This window comes from Treponema vincentii F0403 (assembly GCF_000412995.1).
GTDB classification, from domain to species: Bacteria; Spirochaetota; Spirochaetia; order Treponematales; family Treponemataceae; genus Treponema; species Treponema vincentii.
In genome coordinates this window covers 146,010-166,267 of the sequence record NZ_KE332514.1, presented here as the reverse complement: position 1 = coordinate 166,267, position 20,258 = coordinate 146,010, and the positions used below count along the sequence as shown (strand labels likewise).

10 protein-coding genes, 1 tRNA gene and 3 rRNA genes are annotated in these 20,258 nt (G+C 48.1%); 6 read left to right on the top strand and 8 right to left on the bottom strand.

Annotated elements, in window-relative coordinates; all coding sequences use genetic code 11:
• Positions 1–13 precede the first annotated feature (13 nt).
• The 4 genes from rrf to HMPREF1222_RS12320 all read right to left on the bottom strand — a co-directional run bounded on the left by rrf (position 14) and on the right by HMPREF1222_RS12320 (position 5,182).
• Positions 14–128 (bottom strand): 5S ribosomal RNA (gene rrf, locus HMPREF1222_RS12335).
• 122 nt (positions 129–250) lie between these two features.
• Positions 251–3,215 (bottom strand): 23S ribosomal RNA (locus HMPREF1222_RS12330).
• Between the two features lie 254 nt (positions 3,216–3,469).
• A tRNA-Ile gene (locus tag HMPREF1222_RS12325) sits at positions 3,470–3,543 on the bottom strand.
• A gap of 89 nt (positions 3,544–3,632) precedes the next feature.
• A 16S ribosomal RNA gene (locus tag HMPREF1222_RS12320) occupies positions 3,633–5,182 on the bottom strand.
• The 16S, 23S and 5S rRNA genes sit together here with 1 tRNA gene alongside, the layout of an rRNA operon.
• A gap of 933 nt (positions 5,183–6,115) precedes the next feature.
• On the opposite strand from HMPREF1222_RS12320, the gene HMPREF1222_RS12315 reads away from it, so the two are divergent.
• The 4 genes from HMPREF1222_RS12315 (at position 6,116) to HMPREF1222_RS12300 (ending at position 9,428) form a co-directional block, all read left to right on the top strand.
• Positions 6,116–6,727, top strand: coding sequence for an HAD family hydrolase (locus tag HMPREF1222_RS12315; RefSeq protein ID WP_016519661.1), 612 nt, complete (start codon positions 6,116–6,118; stop codon positions 6,725–6,727).
• Positions 6,728–6,869: 142 nt separating this feature from the next.
• Positions 6,870–7,445, top strand: a complete 576-nt coding sequence (locus HMPREF1222_RS12310; RefSeq protein ID WP_016519660.1) for an HD domain-containing protein — start codon at positions 6,870–6,872, stop codon at positions 7,443–7,445.
• Positions 7,446–7,797: 352 nt separating this feature from the next.
• Entirely contained in the window at positions 7,798–9,057 is a 1,260-nt protein-coding gene (locus HMPREF1222_RS12305) for a phosphoglycerate kinase (protein ID WP_016519659.1), read from the top strand.
• Positions 9,054–9,428 (top strand): DUF1667 domain-containing protein, encoded by a 375-nt coding sequence (locus tag HMPREF1222_RS12300; protein WP_006189580.1) that lies wholly within the window; start codon positions 9,054–9,056, stop codon positions 9,426–9,428. The genes HMPREF1222_RS12305 and HMPREF1222_RS12300 overlap by 4 nt, the downstream gene beginning before the upstream one ends.
• A gap of 15 nt (positions 9,429–9,443) precedes the next feature.
• On the opposite strand, the gene HMPREF1222_RS12295 is transcribed toward HMPREF1222_RS12300, so the two are convergent.
• Positions 9,444–14,885, bottom strand: a complete 5,442-nt coding sequence (locus HMPREF1222_RS12295; RefSeq protein ID WP_016519658.1) for an InlB B-repeat-containing protein — start codon at positions 14,883–14,885, stop codon at positions 9,444–9,446.
• A 242-nt stretch (positions 14,886–15,127) separates the two neighbouring features.
• Between HMPREF1222_RS12295 and HMPREF1222_RS12290 the strand changes: the two genes are divergently transcribed.
• A complete protein-coding gene (locus tag HMPREF1222_RS12290) occupies positions 15,128–15,502 on the top strand; it encodes a hypothetical protein (RefSeq protein ID WP_016519657.1) in 375 nt (124 codons plus the stop codon).
• 10 nt (positions 15,503–15,512) lie between these two features.
• Positions 15,513–16,505 (top strand): radical SAM protein, encoded by a 993-nt coding sequence (locus tag HMPREF1222_RS12285; protein WP_016519656.1) that lies wholly within the window; start codon positions 15,513–15,515, stop codon positions 16,503–16,505.
• 97 nt (positions 16,506–16,602) lie between these two features.
• Here the strand turns inward: HMPREF1222_RS12285 and HMPREF1222_RS12280 are convergent, their stop codons facing one another.
• The 3 genes from HMPREF1222_RS12280 to HMPREF1222_RS12270 all read right to left on the bottom strand — a co-directional run bounded on the left by HMPREF1222_RS12280 (position 16,603) and on the right by HMPREF1222_RS12270 (position 20,186).
• Positions 16,603–18,567 carry a TRAP transporter permease gene (locus tag HMPREF1222_RS12280; RefSeq protein ID WP_016519655.1) on the bottom strand — a complete coding sequence of 655 codons (1,965 nt, stop codon included), beginning with the start codon at positions 18,565–18,567 and terminating at the stop codon, positions 16,603–16,605.
• On the bottom strand, positions 18,546–19,070 hold the full coding sequence (locus tag HMPREF1222_RS12275) for a DUF1850 domain-containing protein (protein ID WP_016519654.1): 525 nt from the start codon (positions 19,068–19,070) through the stop codon (positions 18,546–18,548). The genes HMPREF1222_RS12280 and HMPREF1222_RS12275 overlap by 22 nt, the downstream gene beginning before the upstream one ends.
• A gap of 111 nt (positions 19,071–19,181) precedes the next feature.
• A complete protein-coding gene (locus HMPREF1222_RS12270; protein ID WP_016519653.1) occupies positions 19,182–20,186 on the bottom strand; it encodes a TAXI family TRAP transporter solute-binding subunit in 1,005 nt (334 codons plus the stop codon).
• Positions 20,187–20,258: the final 72 nt, after the last annotated feature.

Here is a 20,258-nt window from a genome sequence, read left to right as displayed (position 1 = left end):
GAGGATAAAAAAAGCCCGGCAGCTACCTACTTTCCCACTCTGAAAGAGCAGTATCATCGGCGTAATGAGAGCTTGACTTCCGTGTTCGGGATGGGAACGGGTATGACCTCTCCACTATGGCCACCGGGCAATAAAAGACGAAACAAAAGGAACGAAATTTATTAAATAAGTGGGAAGCGCTTTATTATATTAAGTACGTTAAGCGTGTGGAAAGAAAGAACAGTAAAGGAGATAAAGAAGAGAAGATAATATGGTCAAGCCTCACGACTTATTAGTATTGCTCGGCTAGAACACATTACTATGCTTAGACCTGCAACCTATCAACCTTGTAGTGTGCAAGGAGTCTTTAGCGGGGTTAAACCCCGAGGGATATGTAATCTTGAGGCGGGCTTCCCGCTTAGATGCCTTCAGCGGTTATCCCTTCCGAACTTAGCTACCCAGCACTTACCCTTGGCAGGATAACTGGTACACCAGAGGTTCGTCCACTTCGGTCCTCTCGTACTAAAAGCAGCTCCTCTCACATATCCAACGCCCATAGCAGATAGGGACCGAACTGTCTCGCGACGTTCTGAACCCAGCTCACGTACCGCTTTAATTGGCGAACAGCCAAACCCTTGGGACCTACTTCAGCCCCAGGATGCGATGAGCCGACATCGAGGTGCCAAACTTTCCCGTCGATGTGAACTCTTGGGGAAAATCAGCCTGTTATCCCCGGAGTACCTTTTATCCGTTAAGTGACGGCGCTTCCACTCGCTACCGCCAGATCACTAAGACCTACTTTCGTATCTGCTTGAGCTGTCACTCTTGCAGTTAAGCCTCCTTGTGCCTTTACACTCACTGCGTCGATTTCCAACCGACGTGAGGAGACCTTCGCGCACCTCCGTTACTTTTTAGGAGGCGACCGCCCCAGTCAAACCGCCTGCCTACCACTGTTCCCATTCCGGCTTCACGGAACGGGTTAGAAACCTAATTCATCAAGGGTGGTATTTCACTTTTCAACTCCACTCACCCTAACGAGCAAGTTTCACAGTTTCCCACCTATTCTACACATGATAAACCAAGTCCCAATAGTAAGTTACGGTGAAGGTTCACGGGGTCTTTCCGTCTAACTATGGGTAACCGGCTTCTTTACCGGTATATAAATTTCACCGAGCCTCGCGTTGAGACAGTGCCCAGATACGTTACACCATTCGTGCGGGTCGGAACTTACCCGACAAGGAATTTCGCTACCTTAGGACCGTTATAGTTACGGCCGCCGTTTACCGGGGCTTCAATTGACAGCTTCGCATTACTGCTAACCGCTCCTCTTAACCTTCCGGCACCGGGCAGGTGTCACCACCTATACGTCTCATTACTGATTCGCAGATGGCTGTGTTTTTGATAAACAGTCGCCTGGGCCTGCTTTATGCTACCTCCACTCATTACTAAACAGAGGCCACACTTTTCCCTAAGTTACGTGTGCATTTTGCCGAGTTCCTTAACGCGAGTTCTCTCGAGCGCCTTAGATTTCTCATCCTACCTACCTGTGTCGGTTTACGGTACGGTCTTTTATAATCTTAACCTTAGACAGTATTTCCCGGCACCATGACTCATCCCCGCTTCGCTTCTCTCATCGATCCACTCGCTGTCACCTCTCACCTTGGATAGCGGATTTGCCTACTATCCTTTATAACGGCTTGAAAGCTTCGACCGGAACAACCGTTCTCCGGCCGGGGGTCGCCTCATGCGTCCTGCCATCGAAATTATAAAAGGTATCGGAATATGAACCGATTTCCCATCGACTACGACCTTCGTCCTGGTCTTAGGGGCCGACTAACCCTGGGCAGATGACCTTTACCCAGGAAACCTTAGGTTTTCGGCGGAAAGGAATCTCACCTTTCTTTTCGTGTACTTATACCTGCATTCTCTCTTCCATCCCCTCCAGTGCCCCTGACGGGTACACCTTCATCAGTCCATGGAATGCTCCCCTACCGCCTTATGCTTAATGCATAAGACCCGTAGCTTCGGTATACTGCTTAGCCCCGTTACATTATCTGCGCATGTATACTCGACCAGTGAGCTATTACGCACTCTTTTAAGGAATGGCTGCTTCTAAGCCAACCTCCTGGCTGTCTTTGTATCCACACTTCATTTTACACTCAAGCAGTATTTCGGGACCTTAGCTGACGGTCTGGGCTGTTTCCCTTTTGACTACGAACCTTGTCGCACGCAGTCTCACTCCTATACGTTGATTACCGGCATTCAGAGTTTGATTGGGTTTGGTAGGCGGTGAAGCCCCCTAGTCCATCCAGTGCTTTACCTCCGGTAATTTTGTATAAGGCTGTCCCTAAAGGCATTTCGGGGAGAACCAGCTATTTCCAGGTTTGTTTAGCCTTTCACTCCTAGTCACAAGTCATCCAAACCTTTTTTAACAGATTGTAGTTCGGTCCTCCACAGCGTTTTACCGCTGCTTCAACCTGCTCATGACTAGATCACTCTGGCTTCGGGTCTACGACATGCAACTTACTTCCGCCCTATTCAGACTCGGTTTCCCTCCGGCTCCGGAACTCCTATTCCTTAACCTCGCTACATACCGTAACTCGCAGGCTCATTCTACAAAAGGCACGCTACCACCCATAAAGGGCTGTAACATCTTGTCGGTTTATGGTTTCAGGTTCTATTTCACTCCCCTCACCGGGGTTCTTTTCATCTTTCCCTCACGGTACTTGTCCGCTATCGGTAGCCAACTCGTATTTAGCCTTGGATCGTGGTCGACCCGGATTCCGACAGGATTTCTCGTGTCCCGCCGTACTCAGGTACTGCACCGGCAAGACGACTGTATTTCGCGTACGGGGATTTCACCCTCTCTGTCAGGCTTTCCCAAAACCTTTCCGCTATACATTCGCTTTCTAAACTTGCTGTACGTAAGCCCGTGCAGCCCTACAACCCCCGTTTACCGGGTTTGGGCTCTTCCAATTTCGCTCGCCACTACTTTCGGAATCTCGTTTGATGTCTTTTCCTTGAGTTACTTAGATGGTTCAGTTCACTCAGTATTGCTTTACCTCTCTATTTTATTCAAGAGCGTAATGATAGAATCACTTCTATCGGGTTACCCCATTCGGCTATCTCCGGATCACAGGATATGTGCTCCTCCCCGAAGCTTTTCGCAGCTTATCACGGCCTTCTTCGCCGGTCGGCTCCAAGACATCCACCATAAACCTATTCTTCGCTTGACCATATTATTTTCTCTTCTTAAACGTAGCTCTTTCCTCTCATCTTTCCCCTTACCGGAAAAAACTCAATTCCACAGCTATCTTAAGCTTATTCTCTTCACCTTATTTTCCTACCCTCCAGCTCATTTCCCCTTTAATATCAAGAAAACTCACCTTCAAGTAGTCTTTCTTTCCCTTCCCTCATCTTTCAAAGAACAATTTCTTTATTCCGATTATTCAAGCGGAATAAAGATTTCAGCTATTTACTCAGCTGTTAATGGGCCTGATTAGAGTTGAACTAATGACCCCTTCCTTATCAGAGAAGTGCTCTAACCAACTGAGCTACAGGCCCGTATAAAAAAAGGTGGGAAAGAAGAAGGAAAGTAAGCGGAAGCTTTGTGTACAACTACAAAGCATTTTTTAGTATTACCTTTCTCTAAGAAAGGAGGTGATCCAGCCGCACCTTCCGGTACGGCTACCTTGTTACGACTTCACCCTCCTCACCAAGCGTACCTTCGGCACCGTCCTCCTTTGCAGGTTAGACAAGCGACTTCGGGTACCCCCAACTCGGATGGTGTGACGGGCGGTGTGTACAAGGCCCGGGAACGTATTCACCGCGCCGTGCTGATGCGCGATTACTAGCGATTCCAACTTCATGAAGTCGAGTTTCAGACTTCAATCCGAACTACGATTGCTTTTTTGCGGTTTGCTCCACCTTACGGTCTCGCTTCGCTTTGTAGCAACCATTGTAGCACGTGTGTAGCCCTGGACATAAGGGCCATGATGACTTGACGTCATCCCCACCTTCCTCCGATTTGTCATCGGCAGTTCCGCCAGAGTCCTCAAGCTTTACCTGTTAGTAACTGGCAGTAGGGGTTGCGCTCGTTGCGGGACTTAACCCAACACCTCACGGCACGAGCTGACGACAGCCATGCAGCACCTGTCTAGCAGGGTATTGCTACCCGGCCTTATCTCTAAGACCTTCTACTAGATGTCAAACCCAGGTAAGGTTCCTCGCGTACCATCGAATTAAACCACATGCTCCACCGCTTGTGCGGGCCCCCGTCAATTCCTTTGAGTTTCACCCTTGCGGGCATACTCCCCAGGCGGTACACTTATCGCGTTTGCTTTGGCACTGAAGCTCTTGCCCCAACACCTAGTGTACATCGTTTACAGTGTGGACTACCAGGGTATCTAATCCTGTTCGATCCCCACACTTTCGCATCTCAGCGTCAATTATCGGCCAGAAACCCGCCTTCGCCACCGGTGTTCTTCCAAATATCTACAGATTCCACCCCTACACTTGGAATTCCAGTTTCCCTTCCGTAATTCAAGTTATACAGTACCCAATGCTATTCTAGGGTTAAGCCCCAGGATTTCACACCAGGCTTACATAACCGCCTACATGCCCTTTACGCCCAATAATTCCGAACAACGCTCGCCCCTTACGTGTTACCGCGGCTGCTGGCACGTAATTAGCCGGGGCTTATTCGTCGATTACCGTCATCAGATGAGCATTCCCTCTCACCCTTATTCTTCATCAACAAAAGGATTTTACAACTTTTCAGCCTTCTTCATCCACGCGGCGTCGCTCCGTCAGACTTCCGTCCATTGCGGAATATTCTTAGCTGCTGCCTCCCGTAGGAGTTTGGGCCGTATCTCAGTCCCAATGTGTCCGATCACCCTCTCAGGCCGGATACCCATCGTCGCCTTGGTGGGCCTTTACCTCACCAACTAGCTAATGGGACGCAAGCTCATCCTCAAGCGAAGCCGTAGCTTCCTTTCCTCAATACTTCTTATGAACCATTGAGACTATTCGGTATTACCTGCTATTTCTAGCAGCTATCCCCATCTTAAGGGTAGATTACCCACGTGTTCCTCACCAGTCCGCCACTCTAGGAGAGAAGCAAGCTTCTCTCTTGCCGTTCGACTTGCATGCTTAAGACGCGCCGCCAGCGTTCGTTCTGAGCCAGGATCAAACTCTCCATTATTTTATTTCAAACACCCCGAAGGGCGTCTGATTTACATAATTTTAAGCAAGTCCCGTTTCTTATTTTTAGGAACGTTGACCTTGAGAAAAAAAAGAAATAATTACATAAAGCAACTATTACATCGCTTTACACTTCCCTTTCTCCTCTATTCTTTGTTCTACGCTTATTTTCCTTACCAAAGATTTTGCTCTTTGGCTTTTTCTTCTTTCCCTTCCCTTTTATTTCAAAGACCAATGCGCTTGAAGCGTGCTGTTTCAGTGCGCCGCAAGCGAAAAAGAATGTATCACAAAACCGTTCGTTTTGTCAAGCGTCTTTTTTCTTTTTTTCAACTTTTTTTTCATCGCTTATCGCTAAGCGCCGGTGAATAGAAAAAGAAAAACCATTCAAGGTATAACCGTTTCGCAAAACCTCAATACCCCAAAAAAAAAGGATGCGGTCTTGCAAAACACCATGAGAAGTTTATTCAGCTTTACACTATCTATATATAGAAGGAAGTAGCAAAACTTTAACGCTTTTCATTCTTGCTGCATCGTTCGCTGCGGGACAGCGAAGCGGTGCAACGGCAAGGACAATATCATATATTCACTCTACCTGTCAATAGACGCTTGACGTTTTTTTCGTTTTTTTTTGCTGGCATATTTTTCAGTTTATTCATATAGGAACCTCTAAAAACCTCAGTTTTTAGAGGTTTTCTTTAGATGTAATTTGCGATGTTTTAGTTTAAGTCACTACATTATAAAAACTTAAACTAAAACTCGTCATCAGCTTTGCTGATGAAGCATCTTCTAAAAAACTAACCGAGTTTTTAGAGATGCCCATATTTCTTTCATAAATGAAAATCGAATTTATTTTCACACTTTCCTACTATTCATACCTTTGAATTTCTCGTTATATTGTTTTACAGAATTTTAAAATTTTATCAAGGAGCCTTTCATGATTAAAGCACTGATTTTAGACTACGGCAATGTTATTTCTTTAACCGATACTGAAGCTATCGATGCGGTAATGGCTGCCGAAACAGGTCTCCCGGCGGAAGCATTCGGGAGTCTATGCAACATACACCGCAATGATTTTGATAGGGGCATTATCAGCGGTGAAGAAATGTACAGCCGCCTACTGCAAAAAAACGGCTATACGAAAGAGGCTGAGGATGCAGCTTTGCTGAAAAAACTGGTAGATATAGATTTAGCAGCTTGGAGAGTTTTAAATGACGCAGTATGCGAGTGGGCACTGAATATTCAAAAACAAGGCTTCAAGCTGGGCATTCTTTCCAATATGCCGTATCAATTTTTAGATCGATATGAAAAAGAAATTTCTCCCTTTGTTGCCGCCGATTATGCGTGTTTTTCGTGCCGCTTGCACCTGATAAAACCGGAACCGGAAATTTATCGGAATTGTCTTGAAGGTTTGGGCATCCGTGCAGATGAGGCTGTTTTTTTCGACGACCTTGAGCGGAATATCACTGCAGCGAAAAAGCTTGGGTTCCACGGCTTTGTGTGGACAGGAGTCGATCAGGCTCAGAAGGATTGGCTTTCTTGTCTATAAACGAATGCAGTGCTTGTTGAGTTTTAATAAGCCGATGAATATGAAGGACGTCTTAAAAACGGTGCAAATCAACAACCACGACGCAGAGCGTTGGGGTATTAAACCCTCGTACAAATAAAAATTTCATAAGGAATACGGAACTATGCTGCCGGCAAAAGAAGAAGCGATGAAACTATTGGAAGAAGGATATGCCCGAAATCAGGGGCAATGGAAAGATCATTCTATTGTAACGGCTCAGTGCGCTTACAAAATAGCGGAACGGTGCGCAGGAATGGATCCCGAAAAAGCATACGTTCTCGGCTTACTGCATGACATCGGTAGAAGAGAAGGAGTAACGTATATCGCACATGTGATAGACGGATACCGTTATCTCACTGCGCTCGGCTATGATGAAGCGGCGCGCATTTGCATTACCCATTCTTTTGCCAGACAAGACATAAGCGATTATATCGGCAAAATCGACATTCCGGCGAATCAGCTGGAGGAATTAAAACGTTTACTTGCCGGGTACCGCTATGACGATTATGATCTGCTTATTCAGCTTTGCGACGGTATTGCACTTCCTAACCGTTCCGTGCCGGTAGATGAACGCATCGCCGACGTTAAAAAAAGATACGGTCATTACCCCGAAGAAAAGCGGAAGAAAACGCTTGAACTGAAACGGTACTTTGAAGCAAAATCGGGACTTGATATCGATCACCTTAATATCGTGCTGTAGACCTATTTATTTTACGGGCAATATTCAAAAGAAGTCTGATACGTATGCTTTCCTTTCGCACTAAATTTTGAACAAAATTTAGTGCATTATTTTTTAGAAGAAGGCTTTACGCATCAGATGGGTAAATTATATTTCGTAAAATAAATAGACTGTGAGACCATTTGAGACGCAAAGCGGCGAAATTCTGGTTGAACAGCCTATTTATTTTACGGGCAATATTCAAAAGAAGTCTGATGCCTAAATCCTGCGAAGAACCTATTCTTGCATTTTTTTATATAACGGGTTATATTTTTATCGGATATGAGACTACCGGAGCGTGCCGGTCATCATAACGGAATAACGGAGGAATACAATGGTTAAAACGGTTAGAGATACGGATCTTCACGGTAAGCGTGTTATCATGCGAGTTGATTTTAATGTGCCGATGAAGGACGGGGTTGTGCAGGACGATACGCGAATCGTTGCGGCATTACCGACCATCAAATATATTTTAGAGCAAAAACCGCGTTCGCTCGTGTTGATGAGCCACCTTGGAGATCCCGCAAAGGATTCAAAGAAAGCTGCAGAAAAAGCGGCTAAGGACGGTAAGCCTTTTGATAAAGAAGCTTACATTGCCGGCAAACATAAGATGAGGCCGGTTGCGGTCTATCTGGAAAAACTGTTGGGAAAGCCCGTCCGGCTTGCCGATTCCTGCAAGGGACAAAAAGCGGCGGTCGATGCGCTGCCCGAAGGCGGCATTTTAATGCTGGAAAATACGCGCTTTCATCCCGAAGAAACATCGAAGGACAGTGCGGAACAGGAAGCGCTTGCTAAAGAGCTTGCATCCTACGGCGATGTATATGTCAATGACGCTTTCGGTACCGCGCACCGTGCTCATGCGTCGACTGCGACCATCGCAAAATTTATGAAGGTAAAAGTTGCAGGTTTCTTGATGGAAAAAGAGATCAAATACATCGAACCGATGGTAAAAAATCCGCCTAAACCGATGGTCGCTATCATCGGCGGTGCAAAGGTTTCTTCAAAAATCGCTGTACTGGATAGCCTTTTAAAGAATGCGGCTGCGCTGATTATCGGCGGCGGTATGGCATACACCTTTCTGAAAGCACAAGGCCATTCAATCGGGAAGTCTTTGGTGGAAGATGATTTTATCGACACGGCAAAAAAACTTTTAACCGATGCAAAGGCAAAGAACGTTAAAATAATCCTGCCGGTAGATCACATTTGCGCCGCCTCTTTTGCCGCCGATGCAAAACCGGAAAGCGTAGACGGCTGCGATATTCCCGATTCGCTGATGGGTATGGATGTAGGGCCTAAAACAATCGAATTATACAAGGCTGAAATCTTAAACGCAAAGTCTATTGTGTGGAACGGCCCTGTCGGCGTGTTTGAATTTGAAGCTTTTTCTCACGGTACGGAATCAGTCGCCCGCCTTGTCGCGGAAGCAACCGCGAAAGGAGCAATAACGGTAGTCGGCGGAGGGGATTCCGTTGCAGCCGTCAATAAGTTCCACCTTGCCGATAAGATGAGCCACGTGTCTACCGGCGGCGGCGCCTCGCTCGAATTCTTGGAAGGTAAAACCTTGCCGGGAATCGCCTGCCTTGACACATTATGAAAGAATTTACCTGTGTTTCCTGCCCTATGGGGTGTAGGCTCCGTGCAACCGAAAAAGACGGCGCCTACACAATAGAAGGCTATAGCTGTAAGCGAGGCCTTGAATACGGCTTGCAGGAAATGAAAGACCCCCGAAGAAATATCAGCTCGACGGTATATGTTAAAAACGGCTTTTTAGCGGCGCTCCCCGTTAAAACTGCCGCACCTATTCCCAAAGGCATGATTTTTCAGGTGATGGAAGAAATCAATAAAATAACGGTAACGGCGCCTGTTAAAACGGGAGCCGTTATTATCCCCGATGTACTGCATACCGGCATCGACATTGTCGCAACCCGCGACATGCCGCGCCTGAGAGCAATTCATAATTCATAATTATGAATTGTCTCCTCACGGCTTCCTCTGTAGCTGACCGTCGCCGGTTACTTCCCATTGCTGAGCAGGAAAAGTCTGAGGCGTTACCGTAAACTTATCATTATAAACCCCTCCTGTCGTAGGACTGGAATTGTCCAAACTGTTCCACATTCTTAGTACAATTTCATCGGGGGCATGGTTCTTCGGAGTAATACGGGCAGCCTTCGGCTGCGTTATAGGCTTATCTTTGTCAATTTTTATGCTGACGAGATTGCCGCTGCCACCGTTTTCTCCTAAATACACATCATTTCCATCCTGTAGGGTACCGGTAACCCATTTCCCAACACAGGCTGCGCCGCCCATGATAAAGACAGCGTCTATCTTGGACGGAGTACCATCACCGCCTTTTACATACACGCCTTTCCCAGTGGTTCCTGTATTATTGGCAATGGAGCTGTCATACATCTTAAATGTACTGTTTTCACCCGCATACACACCGCCGCCGTCCTTTGCCGTGTTGCCGATAACCTGTACGCTGCCTTTAAGCGTTACAATGTAGTTTTTATCGACAAAGATGCCGCCGCCGAATCCGTCGGAGGATCCGGTTGCTTTGTTTGCCTCATCTGATTGCGTACCGCCGATGGTACCGCCGTCAATTGTTACGGCAGTTTTAGGAGTTACTGTGTCGTCTAAATATCTCGTATAGATGCCGCCGCCGTTCGATGCCGTGTTACCCTTAAGAGCGCAGCCTGTCATGGTGACGGTTGTGCCCTCAATTGCCATGCCACCGCCGTATGCTGCTCCATTTGCCGTGTTACCCGTAAGGATACAGTTTGTCATCGTGAGCTCTCCCTCGTGGGTATACACGCCGCCGCCGCCGTCGTCGTTGTTGATACCGGTCGTCTCGTTGGACTCAATGGTGCACCTTGTCATTGTGACGGTTGACTTATTTGTACGAACGCCGCCGCCGCGCCCTGCCTTGTTGCCGATAATACGGGTATCGGTAAGATTTAAGGTGCCATCGTTGATAACGATGCCGCCGCCGAAGCCGTCTTGATCGGTTACCTTGTTTCCGTCTCCCCCCGTGCCGCCGATGATGCTGCTGTTGATTATCACCTTAGCGGTAGAGCTATCCTTCTTTTCTGCCCACACTGCACCGCCGTTTTTATCCGCTTTGTTGCCAGTAAGTGTGCAGTTTGTTATTCTGACGGTTGCGCCCTGTACAAAAATTGCTCCGCCGCTCCCCGCTGCATCGGTTGCTCCTACTGCATTGCCGCCTTTAAGTGTCAGGTTGTCAAGTGTGAGCGTTTTGCCGCTTTCCACTTTGAAGATGCGGTGTGCGTTTGAGTTTGCGTCAATCACAGCGGAAGCTGCACTATGCGCTTTTTTTATGCTGATGTTTTTGTTGATAACGATTTCGCCGTTGTTGTCGGTATCACTCGTCGCCTTAATTTCCCCGTCTATGACGATGGCTCCGCCGTCGGCAATAGTTCTAACGGCTTCTTTAAGCTTTTTCCACCTTTCAGATGCCGAACCGGTAACGGTGACGGTCTCTGTGCACAGTTTTCCGTCGTTATCCACTTGCCACTGCTGTGTATTGCCGCCGCCTAAGTCTTTCGGCGTTACTTTGAACTTGGCGTGTTCCGAGCTTAAAAGCGCCGCCGTTCCCTCAAGCACTTGCCTGTCCCCGCCGTACGTTTTCGGCGTGATGACCGCAGCGAGATTATTTTCCAGTGCACCTTCAACGGTAATCGTTCTGCTCTCATTCACATACACATCGTTGTCCTGAGCAACTTTTGCGCTGCCGGACATCTTCATTATCGTGTAATAGTGAATACCGCCATGCTCAGTACTTTCAGTGAAAAACTCTACGCCTTTGCCTGTTCCCGTTGTTTCGGTAAGGGTATTCCCGCTGATGGTACCGCCGGACATATTAAACACCGCGTCCCTAGCTCCACTGAGGCCGAGAGACACTCCGCCGCCGCCCTCTAGGGCGTTATTGTTTTTTATTTCGCCGCCGGTCATATTCATGGTAGCAGCTATGATGGCAACACCGCCGCCGCGGCCGGTATTGCTCGTGGGATCGGAATCACCTATTGCCTTATTCCCCTCAATAACGCCGCCGTCCATGGTAAAGTCACCGGACGCATAAACACCGCCGGCGCCTTTTGCCTCATTATAGCTAATGTTTCCGTCTTTCAACGTAAACAAAGAGCGGGTGGCGGAGTTGTTATCGCCAATATACACGCCGCCGCCGACGCCGATGTCGGCTTTATTGTATGTTATGCTGCCGCCGGTCATTTCAGCTTGTGCACCCCCTTGCATCAGGGCGATTCCGCCGCCGACGCCGGTGTCGGCTTTATTGTATGCTATGCTGCCGCCGGTTATCTCGGCTTTCTCGCTCCCTTTCATCAGGTAGATACCGCCGCCGTATTGTGCGGTGTTGCCCTCGGCATCGGAACTTCCGCCGACGACAGCGCCGCCGGAAATCGTCAGCTTTGCGCCGGTATCAATCACAATGCCGCCGCCCGCACCGCCTTGCTGTCCGCTCGGCGCAGACGAGTCTGTTACCGCTTTGTTTGCGGAAATCTTACCGCCGCTCATTGTAAGCGTTGCGCCCGCGCCTTTTACATAGATGCCGCCGCCGCTATTGGCGTTGTTGCTTTTAATTTCGCCGGAGGATATTTCAAATGTGCCGCCCTCGCTGTACACGCCGCCGCCCACTCCTCTGTACACGCCGCCGTCAAATCCTGCGGTGTTGCCGTCGGAAGCAGAGTCTCCGCCGATGGTGCCTGCGGTCATAATGACTTTGCCTTTGTCGCCAGTGTTTCCGAATACATACACGCCGCCGCCGTTTCCGACCGCGCTTCCGGATTGTGTCGCCTTGTTCGATTGAATGAAACCGCCGTTTATATTGAGCGTTCCGTATGTATCGACGTATACGCCTCCGCCGTTAGACCCTTCGGCTATATTGCTTTTAATCGACGCGCCGGTACCGAGCGTAAAGGTTCCCTCATGCACATACGCGCCTCCGCCGCCCAATTTTCCGGTATTGCCGGTAATTTCCCCGCCGGTCATCGTTACGGAAGATGATGAACCGTCTACGAGCACGGCTCCGCCGTAGTTGGCTTGGCAGTGGGTTATCGTTGTGTTTTGAAGCGTCAGTTTTCCGCCGTTTGTAACGGAAATGCCGCCGCCTAAAGCATCCCCCGACGTTTCCGCGATGCCGCCTGTAAGCGTCAGGTCTTTAAGCGTGAGCGTTACGCCCGCGCCGTATACTTTGAAGATGCGGTGCGCAGGTTTACCGTCTGCCTTTTTGTTTGCGTCGAGCACGCCGGCGTTGTTCTTCGGTTTAATCGTCAGGTTCTTGTTGACGAGGATTTCGCCGTTGTTGTCGGCATCATTCGTTGCCTTAATTTCCCCGTTTATGACGATGGTTCCGCCGGCAGGAGCTTCATTTACCGCTTTTCTAAGTTTTTTCCATGCCTCATTGGGACCGGCTGCCCCGTTTATTGTATTCTCAAAAAACTTCACCGTAACGGTTGCACCGGCTGTTACATTGGAAAGCGTTGCCGATTGATCGATATTGGCGCCCGACGTAAAGCTGCCCGGTGAAACCGTCCAGCCTGCAACTGCATACCCCGTTTCGGGCGTCGCCGTAAAGGATATGCTTCCGTCGTGTTTTACCGAAGCGGAGCTTGTTGAGGTTACAGAACCGCCCGTAACAGCCGCACTGATAGTGCCGCCTGAGCCGTCTACGCTAAAGTTTACGGTATATGTTTTCCGCTTATAATAGAGTTGCACGACGGTACTCTCGTCTGCGTTTATAGAACCGGTTGTCTGTACCACGCCGTTTATTCTCGTGAGTGTAGAATCATACTCACAGCCCGGATATGCTTCTGCTCCTGTTTTGGGACTATAACCGGCCTTTCCCTCCGTTGTACCGGTCTTATTCTCGGTATCGGCAAGCTCATAATTATCATCCGCGATATTCTGCCGATAGTGTTCTACCTTGTATTTCGTTCCCTCGCCGGCAGCCCAGTCGGCGTACAGCGTTATATCGTTTGTTACCGTGTCGTCTGCAAAGTTCCATTCTTGTCCCGAACCATCGGCAGTCCGATACCAACCGGGGAGATAATAACCCTGTTTTACCGGCAGCGGATCGGGTTCGCTCACCGTACTGCCGTACAGCACGTGCTTGCAAACCGCGGTAGTGCCGCCCGGATATGTGCCGCTATTTGCATCAAAGGTTACCGTATATCCTTTCAGTATCTTATAGTAGACTGTCTTTACGTCCGTTCTGGCAAATCCTTCTCCGTCCGTGTAATACTCCAGCTTGTAGGTCTTTTCACCGGCGCCGTTTAACGGAAGCGGCACGGTTATGGGATTGCCGTTGTATTGAGTAGACTCCGCAGTGCCGGCGGTCAGCGTACCATGCACCGTAACACCTGCCGTCGCAGAAGAAACTTTCAGCTCTGCTCCGGTGCTATCACAGGCAATAATTACAGGGTCGCCCTCGCTGTTTCCGCTTCCGGAACCGAAAATGTTACCCTTCGTAATATCCACCTTTTCCACTTCTGCCTTGTTCGGCTTGGTACTTGCGTTCAATATGCCGGAAACTAAGCCTTTTGCATCAGCAAGCCGCACCGTATAGTCTTTTTTTGCAGCTCCTTCTCTTACTTCAACATCGGTTTTATAGTACAGAACCCAGCCGCCGGACGGGACATCAGCAGCATCGGAATCATCGAGCTTTTCTACAGCGGAATAGCTCATAAAGAGACCGCTTTCGGGTTTTTCAAATCTATTCTCTGCCTCGTTCACCGAGAACGGATACGGCGTCCCATTTACCTCGATGCGGGTAATGTCCTTGTGCAAAAGCCTGCTGCCTTGCACTTTCTTATCCATATCCGGTACGGTGATGCACAGCACATAGTAAGCAGGAGTACCGGCTGTCTTTGCAACGGTAAAGCCCGGTGTCGCAGGCGGTGTATTTGCTTTTATCTTAAATGTATAAGGATGCTTAAATTCTCTGCCGTCATCGGCATAGAGGGTAATCGTAGACGACACATCTTTTTCGCCCCATTCGGAGTTTTGCAGAAAACCGGCCTTATACGTGAGCGTTAACACTTTGCGGTCATCATCAGGCTGCTCTAACGTGTAATCGCTATCGACTACAGGTTTTGTTCCCGTAAGCTGAGCAAAGTCAACGATATTTCTTGTTTCGGAAGCCGACGGCATAACCAGTTTAAACGACTTGGGATTTTGAACTTTCAGCGTAATGATAACGTCTTTCGCCGAAGCAACGCTTACCATCCCGCTTGCATCATTTTGTGTTTCAGTGTTTATATCTGCGCTTACGACAAACGCCTCGCTTGACCAATAACCGAGATAACTGCCAATATCCGCCGTAAACGGACGGCACGCTGCCGATAAAAGAGTAAAGAGTATTCCCGTTACAATGATAAAAGCTTTACGCATAGAAAAGTTCCCGCTTCTTAATAATCTTAATAATTTGAGAGAGCTAACCCGCAATATTCAGCTATAGAAAGCCTCTAAAAATTCGGTTAAATTTTTAGAGCGTCCTTATATTATACTATTATAATACCTAATGGAATACTACAATTTAACATAATTTGATATAAGTGTTTCCATACAATTTTTTACAACAATACGACACGCTTCTTGTCATTTATAGGGCTTTTTCTTATAGTAACGGTTCTATGAATATCCTTGAAAAATTTTATGCCGATGCACGGCGGAGAATCGAAAAGTTATCCGATTCGGCATTCCGGCAAGAACTGAGTTCGTTTTTTGTTCAGACCATTCGCAATTACGATAAAAGTTTGCTGCCGTTAGCGGAAGATGCGGCAGCGTATTGGCTGCAAGCACATATCCACGATACAAAGGAGAAAGCAGCCGATTGGTTCTATACCGTCTTTTCGCTCTTTGACGGCAGCTTCGGCAGCGATATGGATTTTTCCGATGAGGACTGGGAAGAATTACACGCGATTATTTCGGCTGCGGCAGAATCGCTCGACATGCACACCGTAAGCACTATTATGAGCGTTATGGTTGAACGGCATAAGCTCGAATAGGAACAATACTGTGATACGGGATTTTTGCTGCGCAGAATACGAGAATTGCACTGCATGCCCCAAGCGCTGCGGAGTAAATAGAAACGCCGGAGAGCGGGGCCTTTGCGGAGAAACGGCAGAGCTGCGCATTGCGTGGGCCGGCTTGCACTTCGGTGAAGAGCCTCCTGTCAGCGGCGCGGGCGGTTCGGGAACGATATTCCTTACAGGCTGTAATCTCCGTTGCGTTTTTTGCCAGAACTTTCAAATTTCACAAGACGGAATGGGGCGCGCGGTAACCGAGCAGGAATTTATTGAAATATGCCTGATGCTGCAGGAAGCGGGAGCGGAAAACATCAACATCGTTACGGGCAGCCATGCGGTACCTGCTTTGGGGGCGGGGCTCCGTGCAGCAAAACAGCACGGCTTAACCATTCCCGTCGTATGGAATTCCTCCGCGTACGAAACGGCGGAAGCGCTCAAATCGATTGCGGATGCGGTCGACGGCTGGCTGCCCGACCTGAAAACGCTTAACACCGAAACCTCCCGCCGTGTTTTTGCCGCACCCGATTATCCCGAACAAGCGTGCACCGCAATCGAGACAATGGCACGACTTTCTCCCCTCATCATTACACCTCCCGATGAGCGCTATCCGTTCGGAAAAATGCTGTCGGGCGTTATCGTACGGCACCTCGCACTTCCGGGAAAATTGGAGGATTCGCAGGCGGTTCTTCGGTGGTTTGCACAAAAACTCAAAGGCAAGGCATTGCTTTCGCTGATGACACAGTATACACCCATCACGGCGAATCCTAAGGCACGGCACATCGACGTTTTTTCAAACCGCCTGCTCAACGAATCGGAAGACCTCACACTGCGTACCTTTCTTGAAGATTTAAACATCGACGACGGGTTTTATCAGGAATTGGTGAGCGATTTGGACTGGCTTCCCGATTTTAACCGCGTGCAAACCTTTTCATCCACGCTTTCAAAACCGCTCTGGCATTGGAAAACAGGCCGGCTGAACTAGCCGGCAGCAAAAACATAGATAAGCTGCGATGTTTCAGTTTTGCTGATGGGGCATCTCTAAAAACTCGGTTTTTTAAAGATGCCCCATATACTTACCGCTATGCAGCAGCGCGCCGTGCCTCTCTCCGCGCGAGTATGCGCTGAATAAAGATGGAAGCGACAAAGATGCCGACACCGGCAAGGTCGGTTAATAAGGCGCTGTCGATAAGCAGGAATGCTCCTGCCAGCATAAGCAGCCGCATAAGAATATTTGCCTTTGTATGGAAATACCCTTCTACAGCGGCGCTGATTAAAAAGACACCGACGCATGCGGTAATCGTAACTTGGATACCCTGCAAAATATTCGTATCCATTAATAACAGCTGATTATTGTAGACGAACATATACGGGATAATAAAACCGGCAAGCGCCAGCTTAATGGATACGATGCCCGTCTTCATCGGATTACCGCCCGATATACCTGCGGCCGCAAACGAGGCAAGCGCAACCGGCGGCGTAATATTGGCGAACATTGCAAAGTAGAAGCAGAACAGATGAGCCGCCAAAGGCACAATCCCCAGCTCGATGAGCGCAGGCGCTGCAATCGTTACCGTAATGATATACGCGGGAATACTCGGCAACCCCATGCCAAGCAGCATACAGGTTACCATCGTAAAGACCAGCGTCAAAAGCAAGCTCTTTCCGCCGAGCGAGATAATCGCGCTTGCCATATTGATGGTAAAACCGGTTAAGCTCGACACTCCGATAACGATACCGACACAGGCACAGGCAATCGCCACCGATACCGTCGACTTTGCGGAAGCGACAAACGCATCCTCTATGTCCTTCAAGCTCATGCGCGTTTCTTTTTTAAGCTGCGCAATAACAATGGTTAAAAGGATCGTTAAAAAAGCGCCTTTAATAACGGTATAACCGCTGAAGAACAGCATATAAACCAAGAATAAAATCGGAATGGTCAGATGCCAGTACATCTTCAGCGTTTCTTTTACCTTAGGTAGTTGGTCTTTCGGCATACCGTCCAGTTTATCTTTCGACGCCCGCAGCTGGATCTGAAAGATAATACCCAAATAGTAAATGAGCGCAGGAATGGCCGCCGCAACGACAATCTCTTTGTATTTAATGCCGAGCGTTTCCGCCATGATAAAGGCAGCCGCGCCCATAATCGGCGGCAACAGCTGCCCTCCTACTGATGCGGTCGACGAAACCGCACCGGCAAACTCTTTGCTGTATCCGATTTTCTTCATCAAAGGAATGGTAAACGAACCGGTCGTAACGACGTTCGCAATTGCCGACCCGTTGATACTTCCCAGTAACCCTGCCGCAATAACGGCTACCTTTGCAGGGCCGCCTTTAGTATGGCCGGCCAAACCGATAGCGATATCGTTAAAGAATTTCCCCATTCCGCACTTATTCATAATCTCGCCGAATACGATGAATAAGAAAATATACGTTGAAGAAACGTTGACCGATGTTCCGTAAATACCTTCGGTGTTTGAAAAGAGGTGTCCGATCAGTTTAGGCCATTTAAAACCTCTATGCAGGAACAGCCCCGGTACGTTTATCGGAATAAGCCCCTGCCGTGCGCCCATCAGCGCATAGATCATAAAGATAATCCCGATAATCGGTAACGCCCAACCGGTAATCCGCCGCGCGGCCTCTATCACCAACGCAACCAATATCGTACCCATGATGACATCGGTCAGGTTTGCATCCCCTACTCTATCGATGATAGCCTGATAATTTACCCACATATAAACAGGAATGACAACGGATAATATCATCAGTATGTAATCGTACCATGCGATAACCTTTCTGCTCGATCTTTTAAAGGCAGGGTAAATTGCAAAGGTCATAAATAAAATCATACCGACGTGGATGGAACGATGGCGCAATGTCTCCGGCCGGATATAACCGGAAGCATAAGCCAAATGGTAAAAGGTAACCAACAGTGCAGTCCATTTGAGAAGCTTTGCAAAGATCGGGTTAACAAAGTTTCTGGTTCTGCTTTCCCGTTCAAATTCTTCCAATAGAGCCTGCTGATCTACGGTATTTTCTGTAGCCAAGATGTACTCCTTTGTAAGGCAAGCCGTATTTTTGCTCTTTGGGGAAGTTCTGTACCCCATATAAGCACGGTATCGTTGAGGGTTATTTGTTTGAGTTGCGTTTGCGAATGAATCCAATTAAACTCTTTAAACACGCTTCCTTCTATATTTTCCATATAGATGAACCCATCCTCATATCGATAGGTACAATCCATTTCGGCCGGAATGCCGGCGCCGAAACCTTGAACGGCAATGGTAAAGAGTTTAAAAGTATGTTCATCGGTTACCCGATAAAATTCTTTCCACAAGACATGTTCAAATGAATGTTCCCATTCAAATGAAAGAATATCACCCGCCTTCACTATGTGACTCAGGTAAGCTTCCTTCGTTATCTGATTGGAAATTTCAATTGTCTCAGCGGAGGAACAGCTTGTGTGCAGCAGCGAAGCGGCAATAAGCATATACATCATATACCGACATAAAACCGCACGCATCCGCCGCACTTCGATAAAAAGCCGTTCCATCCTACTTCGTCCTCAAACTTAAAGCCGGTTAGCTGCGCACACCGCACGCCAACCGGTAATCTTCGTGGATGGCGAAAAAGCAACGACTTTTAAGACATCCCCAAGAGCCTTTTAATTCAGCGGGGTCTTGAAACCTTTTTCCTGCCAGAACTTAGCGGCACCCGGATGCAGCGGAATTTTTACATCTTCTACACCGAAGGACAAATCGATGTGTTTATTTGCTGCATTGTGCGATGCTTTAATTGTCGAAATATTATCAAAGATAACCGTCAGCATATCATATACGACATCGGCGGAAAGGTCGCTGTTTACCAGCATGATGTTATACACAAAAACAGTATCGACATCCGCGGTATTGTTATAGGTATTTGCCGGAATAATAGTCTGAGAGAAGAACGGATACTTTTGAATCAAAGCATCCCGACCTGCGCCGTCGATGGGGACAATTGCCATATCATAGCTGGTAGCAAGTTCCATAATCGTTCCGTTGGGAAGACCGGACGTAACAAAAGCCGCGTCGCACTGACCGTTTTTCATTTGATCGATCGCTTCACCGTAGGAAAGATAGTCAACCTTGCTGTCTGCATACGTCATACCGTAGGCTTCATAAATCATACGGGCGTTTAATTCAACGCCTGAGTTCGCAGCTCCGACACCGACCCGCTTTCCTTTGAGATCGGTAACGGTTTTAATACCGGACTTGCGCAGCGTTACCAGCTGTACGTAGTTCGGCCACAAACGCATAGCAGCCGTCAGCTTAGGATTCGGCTTACCTTCATAAGCACCGAAGCCTTGATATGCCTGCATAACGGAATCCTGCATTGCAATTGCGAGTTCAGCCTCTCCTTTAGAGATCATCGAAATATTTTCGGCTGATGCACCGGTCGCTTGCGAACTGGTATTATACCCGGCCGATTTTAAGGCTTCGGCGAACGCTCCGCCGATCGGGAAATAAATACCGCTTGTAGGACCTGTTGCAACTGTAATAAATTCTTTTGTTCTATCAAGCTGATGAGCGGATGCTTCTCCGCTGTCTTTTTTTTCGCATCCTATTGTTGTCATTGCAATCAAAGTCAATGCACACAACAAGCCGAAAGTTGCTTTTACCGTTTTCATAGTATCTCCTATAAAATACCCTAAAAATACCCCAGTTTACACATCAAACTGGAGATAAAAAGTACCGGCGAT